21 protein-coding genes are annotated in these 21,745 nt (G+C 47.4%); 12 read left to right on the forward strand and 9 right to left on the reverse strand.

Annotated elements, in window-relative coordinates:
• The first annotated feature begins 35 nt into the window (after positions 1-35).
• Positions 36-1,448 (forward strand): putative DNA binding domain-containing protein, encoded by a 1,413-nt coding sequence (locus CB4_RS02555; RefSeq protein WP_231956123.1) that lies wholly within the window; start codon positions 36-38, stop codon positions 1,446-1,448.
• 88 nt (positions 1,449-1,536) lie between these two features.
• On the forward strand, positions 1,537-3,576 hold the full coding sequence (locus CB4_RS02560; protein WP_096463440.1) for a bifunctional diguanylate cyclase/phosphodiesterase: 2,040 nt from the start codon (positions 1,537-1,539) through the stop codon (positions 3,574-3,576).
• Between the two features lie 58 nt (positions 3,577-3,634).
• Here the strand turns inward: CB4_RS02560 and CB4_RS02565 are convergent, their stop codons facing one another.
• From CB4_RS02565 to CB4_RS02570, 3 genes are read right to left on the reverse strand one after another with little or no spacing between them, the layout of a single operon-like run.
• On the reverse strand, positions 3,635-4,240 hold the full coding sequence (locus tag CB4_RS02565; RefSeq protein WP_096463441.1) for a CYTH domain-containing protein: 606 nt from the start codon (positions 4,238-4,240) through the stop codon (positions 3,635-3,637).
• A complete protein-coding gene (locus CB4_RS20790; RefSeq protein ID WP_146226630.1) occupies positions 4,237-4,440 on the reverse strand; it encodes a hypothetical protein in 204 nt (67 codons plus the stop codon). Before CB4_RS20790 ends, CB4_RS02565 begins: the two co-directional genes overlap by 4 nt.
• Positions 4,415-5,215: a ParA family protein gene (locus CB4_RS02570; RefSeq protein WP_157737765.1), complete on the reverse strand. Its 801-nt coding sequence runs from the start codon at positions 5,213-5,215 to the stop codon at positions 4,415-4,417. Before CB4_RS02570 ends, CB4_RS20790 begins: the two co-directional genes overlap by 26 nt.
• Before the next feature lie 139 nt (positions 5,216-5,354).
• On the opposite strand from CB4_RS02570, the gene CB4_RS02575 reads away from it, so the two are divergent.
• Complete coding sequence (locus CB4_RS02575; protein ID WP_172890756.1) at positions 5,355-5,966, forward strand: DUF3298 and DUF4163 domain-containing protein; 612 nt, start codon at positions 5,355-5,357, stop codon at positions 5,964-5,966.
• Between the two features lie 44 nt (positions 5,967-6,010).
• Here the strand turns inward: CB4_RS02575 and CB4_RS02580 are convergent, their stop codons facing one another.
• From CB4_RS02580 to CB4_RS02590, 3 genes are read right to left on the reverse strand one after another with little or no spacing between them, the layout of a single operon-like run.
• On the reverse strand, positions 6,011-6,292 hold the full coding sequence (locus CB4_RS02580; RefSeq protein WP_096463444.1) for a HesB/YadR/YfhF family protein: 282 nt from the start codon (positions 6,290-6,292) through the stop codon (positions 6,011-6,013).
• Positions 6,293-6,304: 12 nt separating this feature from the next.
• The gene (locus tag CB4_RS02585; protein WP_096463445.1) at positions 6,305-7,225 is read right to left on the reverse strand and encodes a DMT family transporter; all 921 of its coding nucleotides are present in this window, start codon (positions 7,223-7,225) and stop codon (positions 6,305-6,307) included.
• 59 nt (positions 7,226-7,284) lie between these two features.
• Positions 7,285-8,109: a polysaccharide deacetylase family protein gene (locus CB4_RS02590; RefSeq protein WP_096463446.1), complete on the reverse strand. Its 825-nt coding sequence runs from the start codon at positions 8,107-8,109 to the stop codon at positions 7,285-7,287.
• 210 nt (positions 8,110-8,319) lie between these two features.
• Here CB4_RS02590 and CB4_RS02595 point away from each other — a divergent pair, with 210 nt between their 5' ends.
• The 5 genes from CB4_RS02595 to CB4_RS02615 all read left to right on the forward strand — a co-directional run bounded on the left by CB4_RS02595 (position 8,320) and on the right by CB4_RS02615 (position 13,635).
• A complete protein-coding gene (locus CB4_RS02595) occupies positions 8,320-8,973 on the forward strand; it encodes an ABC transporter ATP-binding protein (RefSeq protein WP_157737766.1) in 654 nt (217 codons plus the stop codon).
• 28 nt (positions 8,974-9,001) lie between these two features.
• Positions 9,002-10,561, forward strand: coding sequence for a DUF6583 family protein (locus CB4_RS02600; RefSeq protein WP_096463448.1), 1,560 nt, complete (start codon positions 9,002-9,004; stop codon positions 10,559-10,561).
• 61 nt (positions 10,562-10,622) lie between these two features.
• A complete protein-coding gene (locus CB4_RS02605; protein ID WP_096463449.1) occupies positions 10,623-11,852 on the forward strand; it encodes an ABC transporter permease in 1,230 nt (409 codons plus the stop codon).
• Complete coding sequence (locus tag CB4_RS02610) at positions 11,842-13,047, forward strand: ABC transporter permease (RefSeq protein ID WP_096463450.1); 1,206 nt, start codon at positions 11,842-11,844, stop codon at positions 13,045-13,047. The genes CB4_RS02605 and CB4_RS02610 overlap by 11 nt, the downstream gene beginning before the upstream one ends.
• A gap of 207 nt (positions 13,048-13,254) precedes the next feature.
• Positions 13,255-13,635, forward strand: a complete 381-nt coding sequence (locus tag CB4_RS02615; protein WP_096463451.1) for a DUF423 domain-containing protein — start codon at positions 13,255-13,257, stop codon at positions 13,633-13,635.
• An 8-nt stretch (positions 13,636-13,643) separates the two neighbouring features.
• On the opposite strand, the gene CB4_RS02620 is transcribed toward CB4_RS02615, so the two are convergent.
• Positions 13,644-16,637 carry a heparinase II/III domain-containing protein gene (locus tag CB4_RS02620; RefSeq protein WP_096463452.1) on the reverse strand — a complete coding sequence of 998 codons (2,994 nt, stop codon included), beginning with the start codon at positions 16,635-16,637 and terminating at the stop codon, positions 13,644-13,646.
• 169 nt (positions 16,638-16,806) lie between these two features.
• Here CB4_RS02620 and CB4_RS02625 point away from each other — a divergent pair, with 169 nt between their 5' ends.
• A complete protein-coding gene (locus CB4_RS02625; RefSeq protein WP_096463453.1) occupies positions 16,807-17,058 on the forward strand; it encodes a hypothetical protein in 252 nt (83 codons plus the stop codon).
• A gap of 91 nt (positions 17,059-17,149) precedes the next feature.
• Here CB4_RS02625 and CB4_RS02630 read toward each other — a convergent pair whose 3' ends face one another.
• The gene (locus CB4_RS02630) at positions 17,150-18,001 is read right to left on the reverse strand and encodes a YihY/virulence factor BrkB family protein (RefSeq protein ID WP_096463454.1); all 852 of its coding nucleotides are present in this window, start codon (positions 17,999-18,001) and stop codon (positions 17,150-17,152) included.
• An 86-nt stretch (positions 18,002-18,087) separates the two neighbouring features.
• Here CB4_RS02630 and CB4_RS02635 point away from each other — a divergent pair, with 86 nt between their 5' ends.
• Positions 18,088-19,380, forward strand: coding sequence for a class I SAM-dependent rRNA methyltransferase (locus tag CB4_RS02635; protein WP_096463455.1), 1,293 nt, complete (start codon positions 18,088-18,090; stop codon positions 19,378-19,380).
• A 49-nt stretch (positions 19,381-19,429) separates the two neighbouring features.
• Here CB4_RS02635 and CB4_RS02640 read toward each other — a convergent pair whose 3' ends face one another.
• The gene (locus CB4_RS02640; RefSeq protein ID WP_096463456.1) at positions 19,430-20,299 is read right to left on the reverse strand and encodes a polysaccharide deacetylase family protein; all 870 of its coding nucleotides are present in this window, start codon (positions 20,297-20,299) and stop codon (positions 19,430-19,432) included.
• Positions 20,300-20,550: 251 nt separating this feature from the next.
• Between CB4_RS02640 and CB4_RS02645 the strand changes: the two genes are divergently transcribed.
• Positions 20,551-20,835: a hypothetical protein gene (locus CB4_RS02645; RefSeq protein ID WP_096463457.1), complete on the forward strand. Its 285-nt coding sequence runs from the start codon at positions 20,551-20,553 to the stop codon at positions 20,833-20,835.
• 162 nt (positions 20,836-20,997) lie between these two features.
• The gene (locus tag CB4_RS02650) at positions 20,998-21,744 is read left to right on the forward strand and encodes an ABC transporter ATP-binding protein (RefSeq protein WP_096463458.1); all 747 of its coding nucleotides are present in this window, start codon (positions 20,998-21,000) and stop codon (positions 21,742-21,744) included.
• Position 21,745 lies beyond the last annotated feature (1 nt).

The following is a 21,745-nucleotide window of genomic DNA, read 5'->3' on the forward strand; positions in this document are numbered from 1 at the left end:
GTAATGATAAGAACAAGTAAAGAGGGAGATTATTTGTGTATAGAACTGGAGAAACGAATTACCCGGGCGAGCCACCATTTGGGGTACAGGATGGGTTAATACTTGAGCATTATGGCGTAAATGAACTGCATTTTGATTCTGTTAAAAGCTATCGGAGCCGCTTTCTTTCTGCTAGACCGGATCATCCGTGGAACGGTCTGGAGACGAAAGAGTTTCTCTATAAAATCGGGGCATGGGGGAAACTGCGTGATACTGGCAAAGAGGGACTGACGCTTGCCGGGCTGCTGATGTTTAGTGAAGAGCGGATGATTACCGAGGTGCTCCCGCATTATTTCCTGGAATATCGCAGCGCCGAAGGGACGGGTTTTGGAGATGAGAGATGGACGGACAGAGTGACTTCACAGGATGGAACGTGGTCAGGTAATTTATACGAATTTTATTTTCTAGTTATGCCGCGCCTAACATCCCGTCTTCGGATTCCATTCCAGGTGGACGGTTTTGTGCGCCGTGATGAAACAGACATACACACCGCACTGCGCGAAGCTTTTGTAAATACATTGATTCATACGGATTACTATGGGGAACGCGGGATTGTTATTGAGCGTGAGGAAGCAGAGTTTGTATTTGCTAATCCGGGTTCATTCCGAATTGCTGAAGCCCAGGCATTTGCCGGTGGTACAAGTGATATAAGAAATCCGAATCTGAGTAAAATGTTTTTGCTGATCGGGCTTGGCGAGCGGGCTGGTTCTGGATTTTTCACCATTCGACAGACGTGGGAAGCAAATAACTGGGCAATCCCTGAAATTTTGCGCCAGGAAGATCCTGCTCGAACGATTTTGACATTGCGAACAATTGATGCAGAAACAGTGGAAAAAGCGAGTGATTCCCGAACAATGCGGAACTCCGTAAATAACGATACTCCTATAATAGATGAAATCGAGGACTCCTCGAATAAGGATTGGGAACTATTAAACAAGGAGTTTATCTCCTATAACAAAGAGTACGACTCCGTAAATAACGGAGAAAACTCCTTGAATAAAGCTTCGTACTCCTTGAATAATAACGAAAACTCCTTGAATAATACGTCTGGCTCCTATAATAAAAAAGATTCAGAGAGTGTGCCAGAAAATCAGGAAGAAGAATCGGGGGATGAAGAGGAGCTGGAGACTGAGCCGCATATGCCTGTTACCTGGGAGCAGATCTGGGAGATGGGAGAATTGGCGCGGAAGCGAAAACGGCTCAATCCTTCTATTATGGAAAATCTACTAGTAGAATTGTGTGCACAGAAGCCACTTATGCTCAAAGAGCTTGCGCAGCTGACTGAACGGACTCCAGATGGCCTGCGAAATAATTATTTATCCAAGCTGGTGAAAGAGCATCGCCTTCATCTTCGCTACCCAGATCAGATCAATCATCCGCGCCAGGCATATATTTCCACGAAAAACTAAGAAAGTGGTTAATTTATGGAGAGAATTACATAAAAAGGTCGTGTATAATTAAGCAATCAGAATCATTAATAAGGAGCGTGAATGAATCGTGCGGACCATCATGGATAGCATCCCGGATTTTGTATGCTTCCGAGACGGAGAGGGAAGATGGCTAGCCGCCAACTCTTTTGCTCTACGCTTTTTTGGGCTAGAAACTGTGGCCTATCAAGGAAAAACAACAGAGGAGCTTGTACCATTCGTCACGTGTAATCAAGATGTATTTATGAACTGTATACAATCAGACAAGGAAATCTGGGCTACAGGTCAGATGGTACGTATCGAACAAGAACTTCGGCTTCCGAATGGACATCCCGTATTTTTGGATATGGTGAAAGTTCCGGTTTATAAAGAAGATGGAAAGCCAAAAGAATTGATTGTAATCGGACGGGATATTACCATACATAAGCAGGCTGAGCGTCTGTTGAAAGAAAGTGAACAACGCTATCGCTCCCTGGTTGAATACAATGTGGATGCTGTTTTTACACATGATCTGGCAGGACGCTTGATGAGTATGAATCGAGCGACAGAAGCGATAACCGGCTATTTCGAAGAGGAACTTCTGTATCAGGCTCCACTTCTGATGGTACTGCTTGAAGATCAAGACCGAGCACAAGCACACTTTGAGCGAGCAAAAGAGGGAAAAGCTCAGAACTATGATGTTACCATTGTGCACAAGTCAGGGCGGCATGTGCATATTAACGTGGCGAATATTCCAATCATTGTGGATGGAGATGTCGTGGGCGTATATGGAATTGCCAAAGATATTACGGAACGGAGCCTGGCAGAGAAGCGTGTTGAGTATATGGCGTACCATGATGAACTAACAGGTTTAATCAACCGACGCTTCTATGAACAGAAGCTTCAGGAAGCGCTCCGCGAAGCAGAAGCGAATGGGAGTCAGATGGCCATCTTGTTTCTCGATATGGATCGCTTTAAGAATGTGAACGATTCCATGGGTCATGCACTCGGGGATGAATTGCTACGCATGCTTGCAGATCGCTTGCGGTTCTGTCTTGAGGAGAGGCATGTGATCGCGCGTCTTGGCGGCGATGAATTCACGTTGCTATGCCGTGATGTACAGGGAGAGCAGGAAGTGAGTGAAGTAGCCGATCGTATTGCCCAGGTGTTGGAGGAATCCTTCAAAATAAAAGGGTGCGAGTTCCATATGACTGCAAGCATCGGTATCTCTATGTATCCTAAGGATGGCAAGGATAGTGAGACCCTTATGCGCCATGCGGACATCGCCATGTACCATGCCAAAAATCAAGGTGGAAGCTATCAGTATTACCGCCCTGGTATGAATCGGAAATCACATGACTCCTGGCTCCTTGAACGGGAGCTGCGTAAAGGGTTGGAACGTGAGGAGTTCATGGTGTATTATCAGCCGCAGATGGACATTGCGACGGGCAAAATTATTGGTGCGGAAGCGCTGATTCGTTGGATTCATCCGGAGAAAGGATTCGTCTCGCCTGGTGAGTTTATTCCATTAGCAGAAGAGATTGGACTGATTGTCCCGCTGGGTAACTGGGTATTAGACGAGGCATGCAGGCAGAACAAGCTGTGGCAGGAAGCGGGGCTCCCCCCTATTAAGATAGGAGTGAATCTGTCGTTTCGCCAGTTCATTCAGCAGGATCTGGCTCGTACAGTAGCAGATACCCTGGAAAGAACTAGGTTGGATTCTTCCTATCTCGATCTGGAGATTACTGAATCGATGACGATGGAAGTGGAACGGGCGATGGAAGTACTTGCGCAGCTAAGATCACTTGGAGTCAGTATTAGTATGGATGATTTTGGTACAGGATACAGTTCACTTACGCATCTGACCAAATTTCCGATTGATAAACTAAAAATTGACCAGTCATTCGTCCGCAATATTATAGATGGGGCGAATGATGCAGCGATTGCCGCCACCATTGTGACGATGGCGAAAAATTTAAAGTTGAAGGCAATTGCTGAAGGTGTCGAGACAGATGACCAATTGCAGTTCCTGCAACGGTGTGGCTGCGATGAGATTCAAGGTTACTGGCTCAGCCCACCGGTGCCAGCTGAGAAGTTTGAGCGACTTTTGGCGAGTAATTCATGTGTATAGTGAAGAGGAGCAATCCCGTATATCAAGGGGACTGCTCCTTTTTTTATTGGTATATACTTTACAAGAGTCGGGCAGCCGCCTCCTGAAATCGTTTATATTTGCTTTCTTTGTGTGGGGTGAACGTATACCCATGTGCAGTCAGATTTTCCATGACCCGGCGACAGGCATCCTCATCTTCTACCCCTTCGATCTCCAGCTCATATGCTTCATTATTTCCCGGGAATAGTGTGCGATCTAGTTCATATGTATACGACGAATCAGAAAATGGAAGTAGGCACCGTTCATTTTCAAGTGCCCCGCGTAGACTGATTTGCTCCGGGGAAACGAGGGAGCGGATGGCTTGTTGTCCTTCCGCTGGCAAATGGCTAAGCAATATGTCCGCATTCTGTTTTCCTTGTTCAAAAACAGTTGCCGGGATTGTTTGTTCCAGTTCAGTACAGATGAGCGAACTGCCGGACGCGTCCTGCAAAATTTTAGCACATAAAATAAAGTGCTCTTTTTCCTGTCGTACGCGAAGCATAATCTTATTACGGCCAAGATAAAAATCAGGGGTATCAAAATAATAATTGATTTGCTTAACCGGAACAGGTGCATTCGGAAAATCTTCTAACAATTTCTCATATGCTTTCCGGTCAAGCAGCAGTTTTAATTCCTGTTCTTTCATGATCGCTCCTCCTTGTTAAATGTCTGGATACAGGCGGACCAGAACCGCAGATTCAGAACGAAGGGATGAAAGGTATACCAGAGGCTTTCCTGCTGTAGTGACGGATTGGGCGCCTGTCGGCCAGAAATATGAATGCCGCCGAGAATCCGGTCCATCTCCCGTTCAATGGTTTGTTTACTGGTTTTTCTTCGTGCTGACACGCTGAATCAGCTCCTTGGTGAATGATTGGTAAGCGGCGAGCGCAGGGCTGTGTCGATCATAGGTAAGCAAAGTCTCTCCGGCATATTGTGATTTTTCCACGGATGCGCTTTTAGGGATGTAGGACGTAAACAGCAGATCCCCGAAGTAATCAGCTAGCTTTTCACGCGATAAGCGAGACGTCTGGGCGCGCATTTCCACTTTTGTATTTAGAATGCCTGCGATCTCTAACGTTTGGTTACAGCTTTCTCGAATTTTATTATATTTTGTAATCAGGTTACTCATGCCAGTCAATGCATATTTAGAACTGTCACATGGAATTACCACATAATCAGAGGCTGCCAGCGCGTTCATCGTCAGAAGAGACAGGGATGGTGGGCAGTCGATTAAGATATAGTCATAAGACGAACGGAGTGGAGCCAGTATGGTCTGAAGCCGAAATTCTCGATTTGTACCTTGTGCCGCCTGTTCTGCGAATTGATCAAGAGCAGGGGAGGCAGGAATGACATCGCAGCCAATAATGGATGAAGGGCGACGAAGTCCATCCACCTGTCCCATGGAGAATGGATCTGATCCTCGCGAAGTAAGAAGCAGTTCAAGCAATAAAGATACGTTACCCTCCTCTCCTATACCTGCTGCATCTGAAGCATTGGCCTGCGGGTCCAGATCAAGCAGAAGCACGCGTTTGCCTAGCTGCACGAGACAAGAAGCTGTTGTTATGGCGGTTGTTGTCTTCGCTACGCCGCCTTTATTGTTATATAAAGAAATAATCGTCATAGAATACATCCCCCCTTCTGTAAAGTATAAGGGAAAAAGAGAATGTGTGAACCGAACGATTTGAATTGGCTACTCACTTTTTTCTGAAACCGGGAATACGCTACACAAGATGAATTCGCGGAATGTAGGAGGAAAGGTTATGAGTGAGAACAAAAGTACGGTTCTGGTGGAAGCCAAGGAGTTAGTTCAGCCGCGTCTGAAGCTGACATACCCGGATGTACATATCCCTTTGAACCGTAGAGTGCAGAAGAACATCAACCGGGATATTCACAATGTACTTACGGGTATGCTGCGTGCGGATCAGTACCCGAATGCGGAAGATAAGGAATTCGGAGGCGGATACGAAGTGAAAGCCAATGAGAGTCAGGTGCTAAGCCTGGTATTTGAGCTGTATTACTATGCAGATGGTACCGCTCACGGCATGGTTACGTACAGATCCCGCACATATAATACCCAGACCGGGCATGCATATACGCTAGCCGAACTGTTCCGTCGGGGAAGTGACTGGCAGAAACGACTAAATAAAGAGATCAAGCGTCAGTTCAAGAAGCGGGACATCCCACAGACTGCCCCGTTTGAAACAGTAATAGAATCGACGGATTACTTCGTTACACCGCAAGACCTTGTGATTTATTTTCAACTATATGAATATACACCGTATGCATATGGTGTGCCGGAGTTTGCCATTCCGATGGCTTCTCTACAGGACATTGCCAATCCGAGTGGTCCACTTGCTCGGATTGGCACATAAAATAGGCAAGGCAGGTGTAGACGAGACACCTGCCGTTTATCTGCTCAAGAGAATTCAATTTCATCTCGGGAAGAATTGTAGGAAACACGTAGATCTTGTTCGTTCAAATACCAGGTATCTTCTTTCTCCATATAAAAGGTAATTCCGTCTATCGTAGCAGAAATGCCGATTTCTTTTGGCGCTTCTTTGGCCACTCCGAGCGAGAAGCCGGTTTGGGCGGTGCTGCATCCACCCATACGGACGAAAAAGCGCACGAATTCTCCTTTTTGCACGCTCATTTCCGAGCGGAACCAGTCGAGAGCAGTCGGTTCAATTGTAAGAGTCATGAAGCGGGCCTCCTAGTGTTTTATTTGTTTATATTGTACCATGGGACGCGGAAGCTTCGCTGAGATGTAGACGCCGACGATGACAAAGGCGCCGCCGAGAAGCTGATACCAAGCTAGATGTTCATTGAGAAACAGGATGGCAAATACAGACGCGAATACCGGAATCAAATTCAGAAATACACCCGCATGTGCTGCACCGACGCGGGCGACGGCTGTGTTCCACGACAGGAAGGCCGCGATGGAAGCAAGAATACCTACATATAAAATCGTGGCGAATGAAGAAACGGACCAGACAGCATGTACCCCCGACCAGAACGTTTCGTACAGAAAGAATGGGAATAGTAAAATGATACCAATAAGCATGGTTGCAGCAAACGTCGTGTTGCCCGGCAATTGCCCGGCTGTTTTCTTGATCAGGATTGAATAAATGCTCCAGCAGATGACGGCTGCGATGACAAGCAGATCCCCTTTGTTAAAGGAGAACGTAAGCAAGGCGGCAGCCGAGCCTCGGGAGATGATACAAACAACACCGACAAGGGAGAGCGCTGTTCCGAGTAACTGATTCCGGTTTAATTTTTCCCGTAGCACAAAGAAAGTAATCAAATAAATGATAATGGGTGTTGACGTATTCACGAGCGATGCATTGATTGATGTTGTGTAGTGCAGCGCAATATACAGGAGCGTATTAAAGCCAGCGACACCTGTAAGCGACAGAAAAAAAAGCATCGGCAGGCGCTTTCGCAACATAGGCCAGTCTGCTCGTAGATTTTGCCAGCAGAATGGTAGAAATACAAGCAGCGCTGTACACCAGCGCACAAACGACAGTGTATAAGGCGGCAGTTGCCCGGCAACGGCCCGGCCAATGACGAAATTCCCACCCCATAGAAGCGTCGCAAGTACAAGCAGGACGTGTGGAGGTAGATTGCGTATCATAAGTTTGTTATCACTTCCCCAATATTTTCCCTAATTATAACGTATGCTGCCTACAGACGTTAGTAGGAAGGGAGGATAAAATGATAGGTAAATGAATCATGGGTAAGTGGGGCAAATGTAAAACCTTGTTTGCGAAGCCCTTCAATAATCTGGGGCAGTGCTTGTACGGTCGTTATTTTCGCTGGGCTGTCATGCATAAGAATAATGGCTTTTTGTTTGCCATGGCATCCATTCAGAACGGCTTGTACAATGCGTTCGCGCTTCTGGCGGTTCACAGAAGCGTCCGTAGAATCTACGTTCCAGTCGAAATACTGGTAGCCTTCTTTTAGTTTCTGTTGCGCGAGTGTCATCATCAGATCTTTCCCGCCGTATTTCCAGCTGACATGGTTATTGGACCCCCCGGGGAAGCGGAGAATGTCTGGTTGGTAGCCAGTACTTACGTGAATTAGCTTGTCCAACTGCACAAAGTCGTTCTGAAACGCCTGCGGAGATGAATAAATATGGCGGTAGTTGTGTGAGTATGAATGCAGACCAAGGGAATGCCCGCCTCGGCGAATGAGTCGATATAGTTCACGTCCTGATGCTGTATTTTTTCCAGTCACAAAAAAGGTGGCCTGTACATCGTAGGCAGCCAGAATACGAAGGATGGAGCGTGTATTTGCAGAAGGCCCATCATCGAATGTAAGATAGGCTATTTTTTGTGTTTTAGACTGGGAATGAGAAGGCGGAACGGAGGAAGTCTGCTTCTCATCTGGAGTAAACACGGCATAGAGCAATAGGATCAGTGCAACTGTAGCTGTAGCGGTGACGATGACAGAACGAATGATGCTCACTCCGATCAGATAGTATTTTTTACATATGTATGCTTGTCTTTTCTCCTGCATGAACAGTTTTTTACCGTAAAATGAAAGGGATAAGACTGTATCTTTTTACACATAATTGCAAATTTCGGAAACTTATTCTCGCATGAGAGCGTAGAGGATTGTAGAATAAATCATTATTGCTTTTTTCTTTGTCTGTGATTATTTTGTGAAAGAACGGATGATTTATGAAAAAACATCGTGTATGGCAGAAACTGTGAAGGATGCGGTCCAGTGATTTCCATTGTGGATATAACCAAAACATACAAGAAAAGACCAGTCTTTACCGGACTATCAGTTGAGATCGCAGCAGGAGAACTGTTTGGTTTGACCGGGGAGAATGGAGCGGGTAAGTCTACCTTGTTGTCTATTCTCGCCAGTGTGCTTCCACCGGACGCTGGGGAGGTATGGATCGGCGGGAAAAGTGTGCGTCAGCAGGGAAATGAGGTGAAGCGGCTTGTGGGTTATGTGCCGCAGGAGGTCGCTCTCTACTCTGCACTCAGCGGGGAAGCAAACCTGATGTTCTGGGGCCGGATGTACGGCTTGCGTGGCCGCGAGCTTACAGCGCGTACTACAGAGGCGCTTGCTACTGTTCAGATGGAGGATCGCCGTCATGACCCGATCTCTGCGTATTCCGGCGGCATGAAGCGCCGCATTAATCTGGCAGCAGCGCTCTTGCACAATCCGCGTGTGTTGATTCTGGATGAACCGACGGCCGGTGTAGATATGGCCTCGCGAAGTCATATTATGGATGTTTTGAAAGAGAAGAGTCGGCAGGGGGTGACAATCGTCTACACGAGTCACCATATGGAAGAAATCATGGCCTGTGATCGAATCGGAGTCCTCAAGGACGGGACACTGGCCGTGTCCGGTACTGCCGGAAACTAAAGATATATAATTTTGGAGGGGTACATTGATGGAGGCAAATAAAAAAACGAAAGCACTTGGAGTCGGAGTTGCCGCAGCCGTACTGGTTGCAGGGGGAGCGTATGTTGCGTACGCGAAGTTTGATCTATTCAAAAGTCCGCGCATGATGTATCTGGAAGCGGAAGCACAAAGTATGAGTGAGGTTTCGAAAAAACTCGATAAAGCGAGCAAGGAATATAATGAGGCGATAGATGCCTCGGTAAAAGGTACTACTTCTCAGGATATTGAAATCTCCAATCTCATTCTTGATATGGCTATGCCAGATCCACAAATACAGAAAGCTCTCGATTTGGCCAAAGATAGCAAGATTGTGATTTCTTCAAGCGCCGATGGTCCGAATAACAAAGGAGCAGGCAAGCTTGATATTTTTATTAACAAAAGCAATCTAGTTGGCGCAGAATTTTTCTATGATAAAGAGAAACTTGGATTCGGTGTTCCGGCCATTTATAACAAATACGGCTATTATAATTACAAAGATAAAGCAATTGTTGAGCAAAGATTCGGGCAGATGGGTCTTCCGGACCATGTGCCAAATAATAAGGAATATATGGAGGTCTTCCGCATTCCGAACGAAGAGTTAAAACCCATTCTGGCCGACTATGCAAAGCTGTATGCGGAAAGCATCAAAGATCAGCAGGTAACGGTGAAGAAAGGTGCGACTCTTGAAGCGGATGGTGTGAAGCAAAGTGGCAAAGAGCTGACCGTAACGTTCACGGCGGAAGAATACAAACAGTTGATGAAGAAATTTACCGATAAAATATCAAAAGATGAGAAACTTCAGGACCTCCTATATGCGCGTTACGATAAATTAGTAGAGTTGATGAAACAAAATGCACCGGATGAGTCCATTCCGAAGCTAACAAAAGAAGAGTTTAAGAAAAAGTTCAGTGAATTCAAAACAGAGGCAGACCGTGAGATTGATAAGAAAGATGCCGGTTCTGGCGTGAAGATGGTAGTGTTCGTAGATTCAGATGATCATATTTTGCGTCGTACCATTACGACAGATAATAAATCAAAAGATAAAAATGTTATTATTACGATAGACAGCTATGAAAATAAAGACGGACGTGATCGTAATTCCTTTGAATTCGTGGGCAAGGATGCAAAAGGTGAAGATATCAAAATAAATATCACTAACTTGATGAAAGAAGAAAGTAGTAAGAAGGATCAGGAGTTTACAGTGTGGGCAAAAGGAAAAGAAAATGGCAGGCCATCCGGTATGACGCTTTCCGTTAAAGGTACAACCACGAAAAATGATAAGGATAAGAGCACAACAGAAGATGCAAAAGTCGAACTCGCGATGGATATGAATGATCCAACAATACCGAAAAAACTTACATTTAATATGAAATCAACGCAGAAACTGAACGGTGAAGTGAAAATCCCGGCACTGGATGCAGGCAATAGTGTTAACCTGGCGATTGTAACTGATGCTGACCTCATGAAGATCCAGCAGGAAATCCAGCTGGGTGGCCAGCAATTCATGATCAAAAATATGCAGCTGTTCCAGCAACTTGGCTTAATGCCGGGTATGCCAACGGGTCAATAAGGGACACAGGAAGGAGCCGATTGCTGGTTCCTTCCTGATTTTGTATACAGGCAGGTGTGCTGTGATTATTCGAACGATAGCACTAAACGATGGGAAAATGTACGGCCAGAATTGGAAGGGGATGCTGGTACTACTCGGCCTGGCTCTGTTTTCGATCTGGCTGTTTACTCAGGCACTGTCTTCGCATTTGTTTGCCAGTCGGTTTAGCCAGCCATTTGCGATTGCACTTGCGGACGAGGACCAGACAGTTAATACGCGGCTGATCAGCCGCCAGTTTGAAGAAACGGAATATTTGAAAGGGTTTATTACCGTTCATCATGTCACAGAGGCGGAAGCGATAAGGCTGATTGAACAGGATCAAATCGCGGGTGCGGTTGTGATTCCGAAGGGTTTCACAGCCAGCCTGTACAGCGGGGATAACTGGCCGATTCAATTCATCGGCAATCCGGCCCAGCAAGAGCGTTCGGTTCAGATGAAGAATGAGCTGGCAAGTGCAGTACGCTACATTTCAGCTGGGCAGAGTGCAGTAAAAGCGGTCTGGCATGCAGCACGGGATGGAGGAGCGTCACCTGAACAATTGGATGGGCTGATGAAAGACAGCGTGGTTACATTTATGAGCCGGGCGCTGGCACGAGGCGAACTCTATCGAGAGCGGACGCTCACAAACCTGCCGGATGTGAAGTTGCCGGAATATTATACGGCGGCGCTCGGTGCGCTATTCGCCGGTTTTTTTGCGGTGCGAGGAAGTCGGGCGTTTGCCGTAGAGAAAGAGTCCGGTGTACTACGCCGCCTGTATGCAGCTCCGGTTGCCTGGTGGCAGATTGGAGCCGGTAAATACATCGCGCTGTTTGGCGTACTGTTTGTGCAGGTGGCCATTTTGTTCGGTGCTGCCGTTTTTTTGTTTGATGTGTATGTGGGTTCGCGATGGGGAGAGATGCTGCTTCTGTTGCTGTCGTGTTCTTTTACGCTGGGGGCATGGGGGATGCTACTTGGAGTCATTGGGCTTGTTTCGAGGGGAGCAGATGTGCTCGGATATGTGGGCACGTTCCTGCTTGCTTTCCTTGGGGGATGCATCTATCCGTTATTTTCTCTTCCGGATATGTTACAGGTACTGGGAGAGTGGACATTTCAGCACGGAATGATGGAGGGATTGCTTATTCTTTTCTCCGGACAGGAGGAATTGTCGCTGTTGCCCGTATGTGGGCGCCTATTGCTTGTAGGAAGCCTTTTATTGAGTTGTGCAGCCGTGCTGTTCTCACGTGTGTGGAAAGCGAGGGGATATGGTGCGTAATATATGGAAAATTCGTCTTTTGTTATGGATGCGAGATTGGGTATTCGTAGCCCTTGTACTACTGCTTCCGATTCTGTTCATGCTTGTCATGGGGGCAGCCGGGAGCTTTGAGCCGCAGCCTGTTATCGCAGTTGCGGTCGCAGATGAGGACCGGACTGACTATTCGAAGCTTGTGATAGAGCGATTTTCTGGAAAAGAAGGTCTTCGTGTTATTCAGGGCAGTGAGTCGGATGTGAAGAAGCTGGCTGAGACCTATAAGGTTGAAGCGGCTTTTGTGATTCGAAAGGGTTTTAAGGAAGCGATTCTCAACGAAGAGATACGGGAGCGGATTGATGTGTTCAAAAATCCAGGTTCGCTTTCATATGGCATTCTGGAAGAAATGCTTGGCAGTGAAGTCGCCCGTCTGTCTGCCAATGCGGAGGCTGCTAATATGGCAGTGCGTGTATACCGGGAGTATGAGTTATCCCCTGTGCCGGAAGCAGCTCTATGGGAGCGGGTGCGGGCCTATACGGATGCTCAGTGGGAGCCGAAGCCACTTCTTACCCTGGAAGAGAAGAAATGGACAGCGGACAGAATGCCAAAAGTAGCGAATGTCGTTCCGGTTTCTTCGGCTTTGCTAGCTGGAATCGGGATATTGCTCGTTTTGCTTATGCTGCTGCTCCTGCTTTCGAGCGCTTGGCTAATTGAGGAACGCGAGGCAGGCATACTTCGTCGGGCACGGTCTGTTCCAGGGATGCTGGGCAAGCTGTATATGGGTAGCGTGCTGGCGCAGCTTACGATAGCGGCAGTAGTCGTGCTGTTCTGTGCAGGAATCGCATATGCTGGATTTGGTACCGGATTGCTACCGCATCCGCTGCTGTATGTACTGCTTGCTGTGTATATGGTGACTGCTTCCGGGATTGGGATGGCAATTGCTGTACATGTGCGGTCAAGCGGTCAGCTTGCGGCCGCTGCTCCACTGGCCGCGATTTTGACAGGATTCGTCGGTGGCTGCTTCTGGGCGTTTCTTCCGGTGCCGGATGCACTTGCGATGCTTGCTCTCTGCACGCCGCAGGGCTGGGCACTCTCAGGGGTGAAGGAGTGGCTGGCGGGGGAGAGTGTGAGAGGATTTGAAACAGCAGGTGGAGTTCTATTGTTGATGGGGATTCTGCTTCATGTGTACAGTTTCTGGCGTGTTCAAGCAAAAAAGGCGTAAGGAATATCGGTTATTCCTTACGCCTTTTTTACTGTATAAACTATAATAATCCAGTGCGAATTCTCGTTGTTACGGGGGAGGATTCACCCTTGACCGGGTGGACCTAGCGTATAACATGGGGTTTATTAGGTTGGTGCTCTGTCCAGTCGGTCTGGTATAATAACGGCGTAAACGCTAGCAAATGTATACAGATAGAGGAGGCACAAAATGGGACGATTGTTTATTATTCTGGGAAGCTTCAATATGTTTATGTCGGTGGCGCTTGGCGCATTTGGTGCGCATGTTCTGCGTAGCCTTGTGACGGCGGACAGGCTTGCGACCTTTAATACGGGCGTACATTATCATATGATTCATGCGCTGGGGTTAATTGCGATTGGGATTTTCATTGGACAGATCGGTGTAAGTAAAACGCTGACATGGGCTGGTTGGCTGCTTCAGTTCGGGATTATTTGCTTCTCGTTCAGCCTGTACTTCCTTGTTATGCTGAATCTTCCATGGCTCGGTGCGATTACGCCGATTGGTGGTGTCGCATTTTTGATCGGCTGGGTTCTGCTTGCGGTATCGGCTGCGAAGAAAAACAGACAGTAAGAGGTAAGCTACAGCCATTCTACTTGAAAGCCAGATTCGATATCGATGATGTCAAAGGTTTCGCCGGCGCTAAAGGGATTCTCAGACTGAATTCGGATGGATTTGGGAGATGGGATAGCAAGGATAATGCCGTAACCGCCCTGACTGCCGCGTATTATTTTTCCGGTAAGAGATGCAGCAAGTGGTAGGGGGTCTGTCGTATGAAGTGTGCCACGGCTGTATGATGTGACGGTGCCTTTCGATAATATCAAATCATCACGTAGAATAAATACCGCAGCGTCTACTTCTGTTTGAACGTGTTCAACCGGGTAGATGGATGCCTGAGCATCTGAAGAACGAGCGATTCGCACATAGCCTGAATTTCCGGAAACGGGAAGGGGTGGCGTGATGCGGATCGCTCGTTTTGTATAGTCAATGTCTGTAATGGTGCTCGTTATACGGTGTACGCCTTCAAAGTGGATTCCTTGAAATAGCATCTCATCTGCTGTGATACAGTCTGCACGCACGATTTTTCCCTGACGGTTGGTGCGAACCATGGCGCATCGACCAGTCACACGCCACTCACCGAAGCGAGTTTGTACGATCATCGTCTGTCGGATCGGACTGTACACCCAGAAATCAATCAGTCCGCTTTCGTGCATAACGGCCAGTGCCGTCACCTGTACACCACGGGTGGAGAGCTGGCGAATATGGGATAGTTCTGGTGGCTGTTTTGTTTTCCTTGTGCAGAATACAGCGACGTATTGCATGGTCGCACCTGTACCGCGTACGATCAGCACGGGATGCTTCTCGCGGCCATCAAGTGTCGGATAAGCCCCGGTCCAGATGCGTTCATTTCCTGTCAGTAGCCCATACCATGCTAACGTGTGACCTTGATCAGATACCCAATCCGCTTGCAGTATGCTGTCTGCTGGTTTTTTGTATTCTTGCATGTCATGTATGAATCCATATCCGTTATTCGGCTCCGGTGTCCAGCCTTGCGCTCGTTCCCCCTTGCATAATGGTTGGAACGTCTCTCCTGTAGTGAGGCGTTCTCCGAAACTTTGGCCGGGCGCATCATAATACAGATGCCTGGATGCATCTACACCTGCTAACGTCCATGGTGTATTCGTCGAACGTATCTTATCTGTGGCAAGCGACAGCTCAGCCTTCTCATGAAAGGCACGGAATGTGTAGTCACATGTCGCAGCGCCGCTAATATAAAACAGATCGAGCACATAAGAAGAAGCGCCAAGTGGTACGATGGCGACTGCCCGTTCGTATGCATTAACGCCATACAGGTTTGGTGCGCTTCCTTCAAACATTGTGATGCCATCTTTTTCATAAAGAAAAGAAAGCGTGCCCCCGGTACACGGCTTGTATAGTTGCCCGCGTTTCATTGTACGATCACCATTCACGACTACGGTATTATGGGCGATGGAGTGAGTTGTCCAGCCGTAATGCCCGTTCGTACCGTACGAGCTGTAGCCTACATCCGCTGAGATTTCTTTGCCGTACGCATAATAGGACAGACCGAGTATATCATCATGACTGTGCGTGTAATTCGGGCCGACTCGCATCAGAATGGTAGTGCCAGTGCCATCGCGTCCGGCAAGAATGCCTGCCTGCCCGGTAAAGGTAGAAGAAGTGGGAAGAGAGAAAGAAGCTGTCTGGTGTGGTTCCGGATGAGAGAGAAACAGGTCGAGACCTTTTGAGCCAAGTCTTTCTTCAGCGAGTGAATACAGGCTGCACAGACGTTCTGCGGCTCGGTTGCGCAGGGCATCATCAGGGGAAAATGTATAGAAATGAAGGGCAGCTCGGTATGCATCGGCCATCGTTTTCGGGTCTGGTGTGGGACTGTTAGATCGGTCCTGTCCCCAGTCGCCGTAGCATGGAAGATGTCCCTGACAAAGCAGACCAAGCGGATTTTCGACGGCGAACTGAAAGAAACGGTAGCTTCCGAATGGGTGCGAAGCTGTCTGTGCTGTATCAGCACGCATCGAAAGTAGACTCATATCAAGCAGTACCGTGCCTGTGAACATGGAATAGCCATATGACCCCTCAAAATACATGCCGTCTCGCCCGAGTGCATTGGCAAGAAACACGTCAGATGCCCGGATGCCCCACTTCAGGTAATCTGGTTCTTCTAGTACCAGCCCAACCGCCAGCATCGCGCGTACACCGTCCGCTTCGTGATTGTGCAGCTCGGTCAGATTGCCGCCTGTTAGGTCATATTCCGGTCCGCCTGGCTCTGTAAGTAGGTAATCGCGCAACATCACTTCGATGTTATCTCGCATCGTACCTGGCAGACCAAGCAGCGCCCGCGCCGGGGATGGTTCGTTGAGTTCGGATAGGTGATACAGCCAGTCATAATCGTGGGCAAGCAGGACCTTGACTCGGTACACAATGCTGGTAAGCAGATGCAGGCGCCCCATTTCTTTGGTGCTGCCGAACGGTGTGAAATCACGTGGTCCGATTGTACCGGGATAAATGGCGGCGAATGCATCGAGAATAACTGCTGCACGCCGTGCGTAGTGCTCGTTATGCGTCAGCATATACAGCCAGACAAGCTTGGTGACCATGCCTTCATGATCTCGTACACCTCCAAGCAGATGCCCGGCTGTATAGAAGTTCCACATCCCAATTGGATAATAGCCGATGCCATTGCGCTCTAATCCGACTCCTTCATCGGTGTACGTAGCATCGGGCAGTACAGTCTTACAGGAAGGGCAGGTTACTGTTTTAGCGGGAAAGCGGGAAAACATCGCTCGCTCTGCGTCCCCGGAGAAGGGGAATGGCTTGCGGCAGTGTGGACAGCCAGTAATACCGTATGCAAAGGTCTGCCCGTGCATAGATAGGACGCAGGCATACAAATCTTCCTCCGACCATTTTGTAAGGAATTGATCGCAGTCGGTTTCTATCTGTTTGAATGCCCGCCTGGCCCAAGGGTGTGTCGCTATGTTTTTTCGAGCGGTTGCGAGTTGTTCTGAATTCACATAAAATCCTCGTCTCGGTACGATCATACGATCCCTTCTTTCCTGATGATGGCAGGTTACAGGTGGATACGATAGTCCATATAGTACAATATGTGAATGTTCATACGAATATTTTTTTGATCGTTTTGAAAAAGAAGGGGATCGGATTTTTTTGTCGAAGTAATTTTGTAAGCCAAATTTCAGGGAGGCGAGGTAAATGGGTTACTTACACAAAGCCGACTGGAGTGCGATACAAAGTCACCAGAACGCAGTCTTCATGGTTAATGTCGAAGGTCCAAGTGAGTATAAACACATAACGACTGTTGATAAAAACGATCTTCTGGCGGTGAAGTACTATATAACGTACGGATCGTGTACAATCGTCCATGAAATTGTTGAGAAAACGATTGATGAGAATAACAATTTGATTTTATTTGTAAAAGATAATGTTATAGAATGCTCCCGATAAGCTGCTCATTTGAGCAGCTTTTTCCATTCTCTACTCTTGATATAATTACTGGTTAACTCCCGTTTCACGTGATGAATTTTTTTGATAAAGCTTAATCTCCATGACGATCTTTCGGCAGATACTTTTGAATCATCGCGTTAATTTGTCCGCCAAGAATCAGGATCATCGCAGACAAATAAAACCAGATCATCAGGATGATAACGCCTCCAAGACTTCCATATGTAATCGTGTAGCTGCTGAAGCTGTTCACATAGAACGAGAAACCATACGAGACAATAAGCCAGCCGACTGCTGCGAATATAGCACCGATAAAGCCGACGCGCCAGTGTACCTTGCAGTTAGGGGCAAAATAATAGACGAACGCGAACAGCCCGATCAAGAACACGAAGCTGAACACCCAGCGTATAAATGTCCAAACTTGCAGTACATCCGGGGGAACAGCGATATAGGATGTTACGAACGTTTCGATTGTTTTACCGAATACAGGAAGAATAAGCGTCACGATAATCGCGAGAACCATGCCGATGGTAAACAAAATCGCCATTAGCCGTGACATAACATACGAGCGCTCCTCTTTTACGTCATAGGCACGGTTCAGCGCACTGATGATCGCATGAATCGCGCTGGATGAGGTCCACAGTGTTCCAAGGAGACTGAAGATGAGCAGCCAGCCGCGCCGCACGTTCAATACGCTGTGGATATTGCTTTCCAGCAGTTCTGTTACTTTTTGTGGGGCTACTGAGTGCAGAAAGTAGAGGGTATGTTCCGCCGAGATCGGCAAGTATCCGATTAGCGTAAAGGCAAAGATGAAAAATGGAAATATAGACAGCATGAAATAATATGCCAGCTGCGCTGACATACCGGACACGTCATTTTCGATGAAGCGCTCCACCAGTTCTTTTCCGTATTGATATAAGCGGCTTTTGGATAGAAATGAAATCATAAGCCCTCTCCATTGACATTTTTGGGTGTTATCGTTATCGTACCAGTATCTTTTATTTTATATGAAAAGTTCCGGAGGACAATAATATGGCAAAAGTATTTCTTGTACGAAATCGCCGCAAGCGGCTGGAACAGGGACATCCCTGGGTGTATCAAAGTGAAGTAGAACGAATCGAAGGCGAGCATGAGCCGGGTGATATGGTGGACGTTGTGAATCACCAGGGACATTTCCTAGCCAAAGGATATATCAACCCACAATCCCAAATGATCGTGCGTATTTTATCATACCGCCCGGACGAAGAGATTAATCAAGAGTGGATGACGACGCAAGTGCGTCGCGCCTGGACATTCCGCCAGCGCTTTTTGCCGGGGATTCGTTCTTGCCGCGTGCTGTACGGAGAAGCGGATTTCCTGCCGGGTGTAGTGGTAGATAAATATGAAGACGTACTTGTTGTTCAGATTTTATCACTCGGCATGGAAGTGCGCAAAGACTGGCTGCTTCAGGCACTGCTCGAAGTATTCAGTCCGAGGGCTGTTTACTTACGCAACGATGTGCATGTGCGCGGGCTGGAAGGTCTTGAGCAGGGCAAAGGTTTCTGGTACGGCGAATCCGAGACTGAGATCGAAATCGAAGAAAATGGCCTAAAGCTTGTCGTTGATATTGAGAATGGACAGAAAACAGGCTATTTTTTCGATCAGCGCGAGAACCGCTCAGCAATTGCGCCGATTATGACAGGCTGGGGTGCGGAACACGGCATCAGCCTGCAGCCGGTGGAAGAAGCAGGCGAAACGGTTATGAAGCCGGTGGACAAGCGCGGCAAAGTTGTCAAAAATCCGTTCTGGGACGGTGCAGAAGTGCTCGATTGCTTCACGCATACGGGTTCATTCACGTTAAACGCATGCAAGCATGGTGCGAAAAAAGTAACAACGCTTGATATTTCAGATCATGCGATTGAGACGGCGAAGCAAAATGTACAGCGGAACGGGTTCCTGCATCGTGTGAATCCCGTCGTGGCGAATGCATTCGATTATTTACGGGAAGCCGTAAAAGAAAACAAGCAGTGGGATGTAGTTATCCTTGATCCGCCAGCCTTCGCTAAGTCACGCGGCGCAGTTAAAGGCGCGGTACGCGGCTACAAGGATATTAATCTGAATGGCCTCAAGCTTGTGCGTGAAGGCGGTTATCTGGTTACGGCAAGTTGTTCGTACCATATGAGTCCGGAGCTGTTCCAGGAAACGATTCAGGAAGCGGCGGTTGACGCGAAAAAAATGCTGCGTCTCATTCACTGGAGCGGAGCTGGATTCGACCATCCTAAACTTACAGGAATTGATGAGGGCGACTACTTGAAGTTTGCCATTTATGAAGTAACATCCCGCTAACATAAGATAAGCAAAAGGAGAGCTTCCGGAAAATCGGGCTCTCCTTTTGTTATTTTTGTTCCTGCATGGTTTGTTTTTCATCATATCTTTTCATCTTTTTCAATAGAACTTGTGTGGTAATTTCCGGTGAACCGGCATTGACCCGCTTAATCAGCTCCTGCCCGCGTCCCGCGATCCCTTCTTCAGTAGTAAAAAACAGTTCAATGCCAGCTTCTTTTCCAGCCTGAATGGCGAGCGGACTATACGCGCCATACGGGAAGGCCAGCAAGTTTGGCTGCTTGCCAAGCAGAGTTTGAAGCTCCACATCTGCTAGCATCAAGTCGTCACGGATGCGTTTGTGTGCCTCTGTCTTTGTCTCATAAAGAAGAGGACCAAGCAAAACCGGTTTTTTCGTGCCTTTTTCATCTACTACATCTTTATAGTGTTGATTATACGTGTGGGAATAAAATGACATTCCCTGTGTTTGTAATTCTTTGATTTGTTTCCATGACATGTGCGGCAGTGCATCTGGCGGTGGATTTTCAATGTAGCTAACTACAAGGAAGTTCGTAGCTGTATACCTATATTTATTAAGAATGGGACAGGCTTTTTTGTAGAAGCTTTCATACCCGTCATCAAATGTAATGAGTACAGCGTTCTCTGGAACATTCTGCTCATTTTTCATATAGCTGATAAAATGCGGCATGGAAATGATCGTATAGCCAGCATCATGCAGCGCTTTCATATGAGACTCGAACCGGCTAGGTGTAATGACTGCGCTGGTTTTCGGATGTGTATCAAGGTGATGATACGTCAGAACAAGCACCTTATCTTTGAAATGGAAGGGAATTGCAGATGCGAATGCTGGCTTCATCAGTAGCAGACAAATCATGAAACCCGCAGCAAAAATTAAGTGCCGTCTTCCTTTTAACCCCATCATAGTTCCTCCATTTTTATACTATCGATCGTTTGTCTTATCATTTTGTACTATAAAAAATATATTTTTACAATAAAAAAATGGTGCGTATGCTATGTTTTTTCATTTTCCTGCAAAAGCTGTTTTGTTCCTGCACCATTCTACAAAAATGCGCATTTTAGTCGCGTGAATTGTCGGACAATTTATGTTTTATTTAGGCTTGTCCCGTTTTATAATGAGCTTACGAAACCAAATGGAACGAGGAGGAATAAACGATGATCACAATGGGAGATAAGGATATGGACGTGTTTGCCTACTATAAGGAGGGCATCACACAGTATATTTGGCTGCAAAGCGTAACGGCAGGTCGGGCACGAATCGTAGAGGAAGAAGATGTACATTCTTCGCTAGCTGAACTGGTTGCGATGCTACAGAAAGGAAGTGATGCGCTATGGCCGAATGGGTCGTTTATCGCAGCTGTAGTGGAAGGTGCGGTTCGGGATGCAGAGAACTGGTCGATAGATGGGCCGCAGGAGATGGAGTATTTGGATACAGGTTGAGCTGACAAAAGCAGGCGCCGCTTTTCTCAACTCTACGCAAGTTGCCATTCCCATCTGCTGAGCCCTCTCCTTCAGCACATATAAGAAATTCATTCCCCCGCATTGCATGGTTTATACCTTGATTTGGTATAATGGAAGAAAAACGAACGGAGTTATTCTTACATGAATCCCATTCTATATGTAGAAAACATGACGGGCGGATACCGAAAAAACCGCCCCATTATTCATGATGTTTCTCTTTCTGTATATCCAGAAGAAATGGTCGGACTCATCGGGCTCAACGGAGCTGGGAAGAGCACGGCCATTAAGCATGTCTTGGGATTGTTAACTCCAACAACAGGTGAGGTGCGTATGAACGGAACAGCACTTACCGATGACTTGCAGAAATATCGCTCATCTTATTCGTATGTGCCGGAGAATCCGCTGGTGTATGATGATCTTACACTGCGGGAGCACTTGAAGCTAACCGCGATGGCGTATGGCATGGATCAGAAGACGTTCATGGCGCGGAGTGAAGCGCTGGTGGATGAATTCCGAATGCGGGATCGTCTCGATACATTTCCGCGCCATATGTCGAAAGGGATGCGTCAGAAGATGATGATTATGAACGCGTTTCTAGTGCAGCCGTCACTGTATATCATTGATGAGCCGTTCCTTGGACTTGATCCGCGTGGCATTCGCTCCTTGCTAGAACTGATGGTGCGGATGAAAAAGACAGGAGCGGGTATTCTGATGAGCTCCCACATTCTGTCGACGGTAGAGCAGTACTGTGATAAATTCGTGGTGCTTCATCAGGGACGAGTATGTGCATCCGGTACGCTTGCGGACTTGCGCCGACAGACCGGTCTTACGAACGGTTCGCTGGATGATATTTTCTATGAGCTAACGAAAGAAGAGGGCGAAGCCTGAT

Source organism: Aneurinibacillus soli (genome assembly GCF_002355375.1).
GTDB classification, from domain to species: domain Bacteria; phylum Bacillota; class Bacilli; order Aneurinibacillales; family Aneurinibacillaceae; genus Aneurinibacillus; species Aneurinibacillus soli.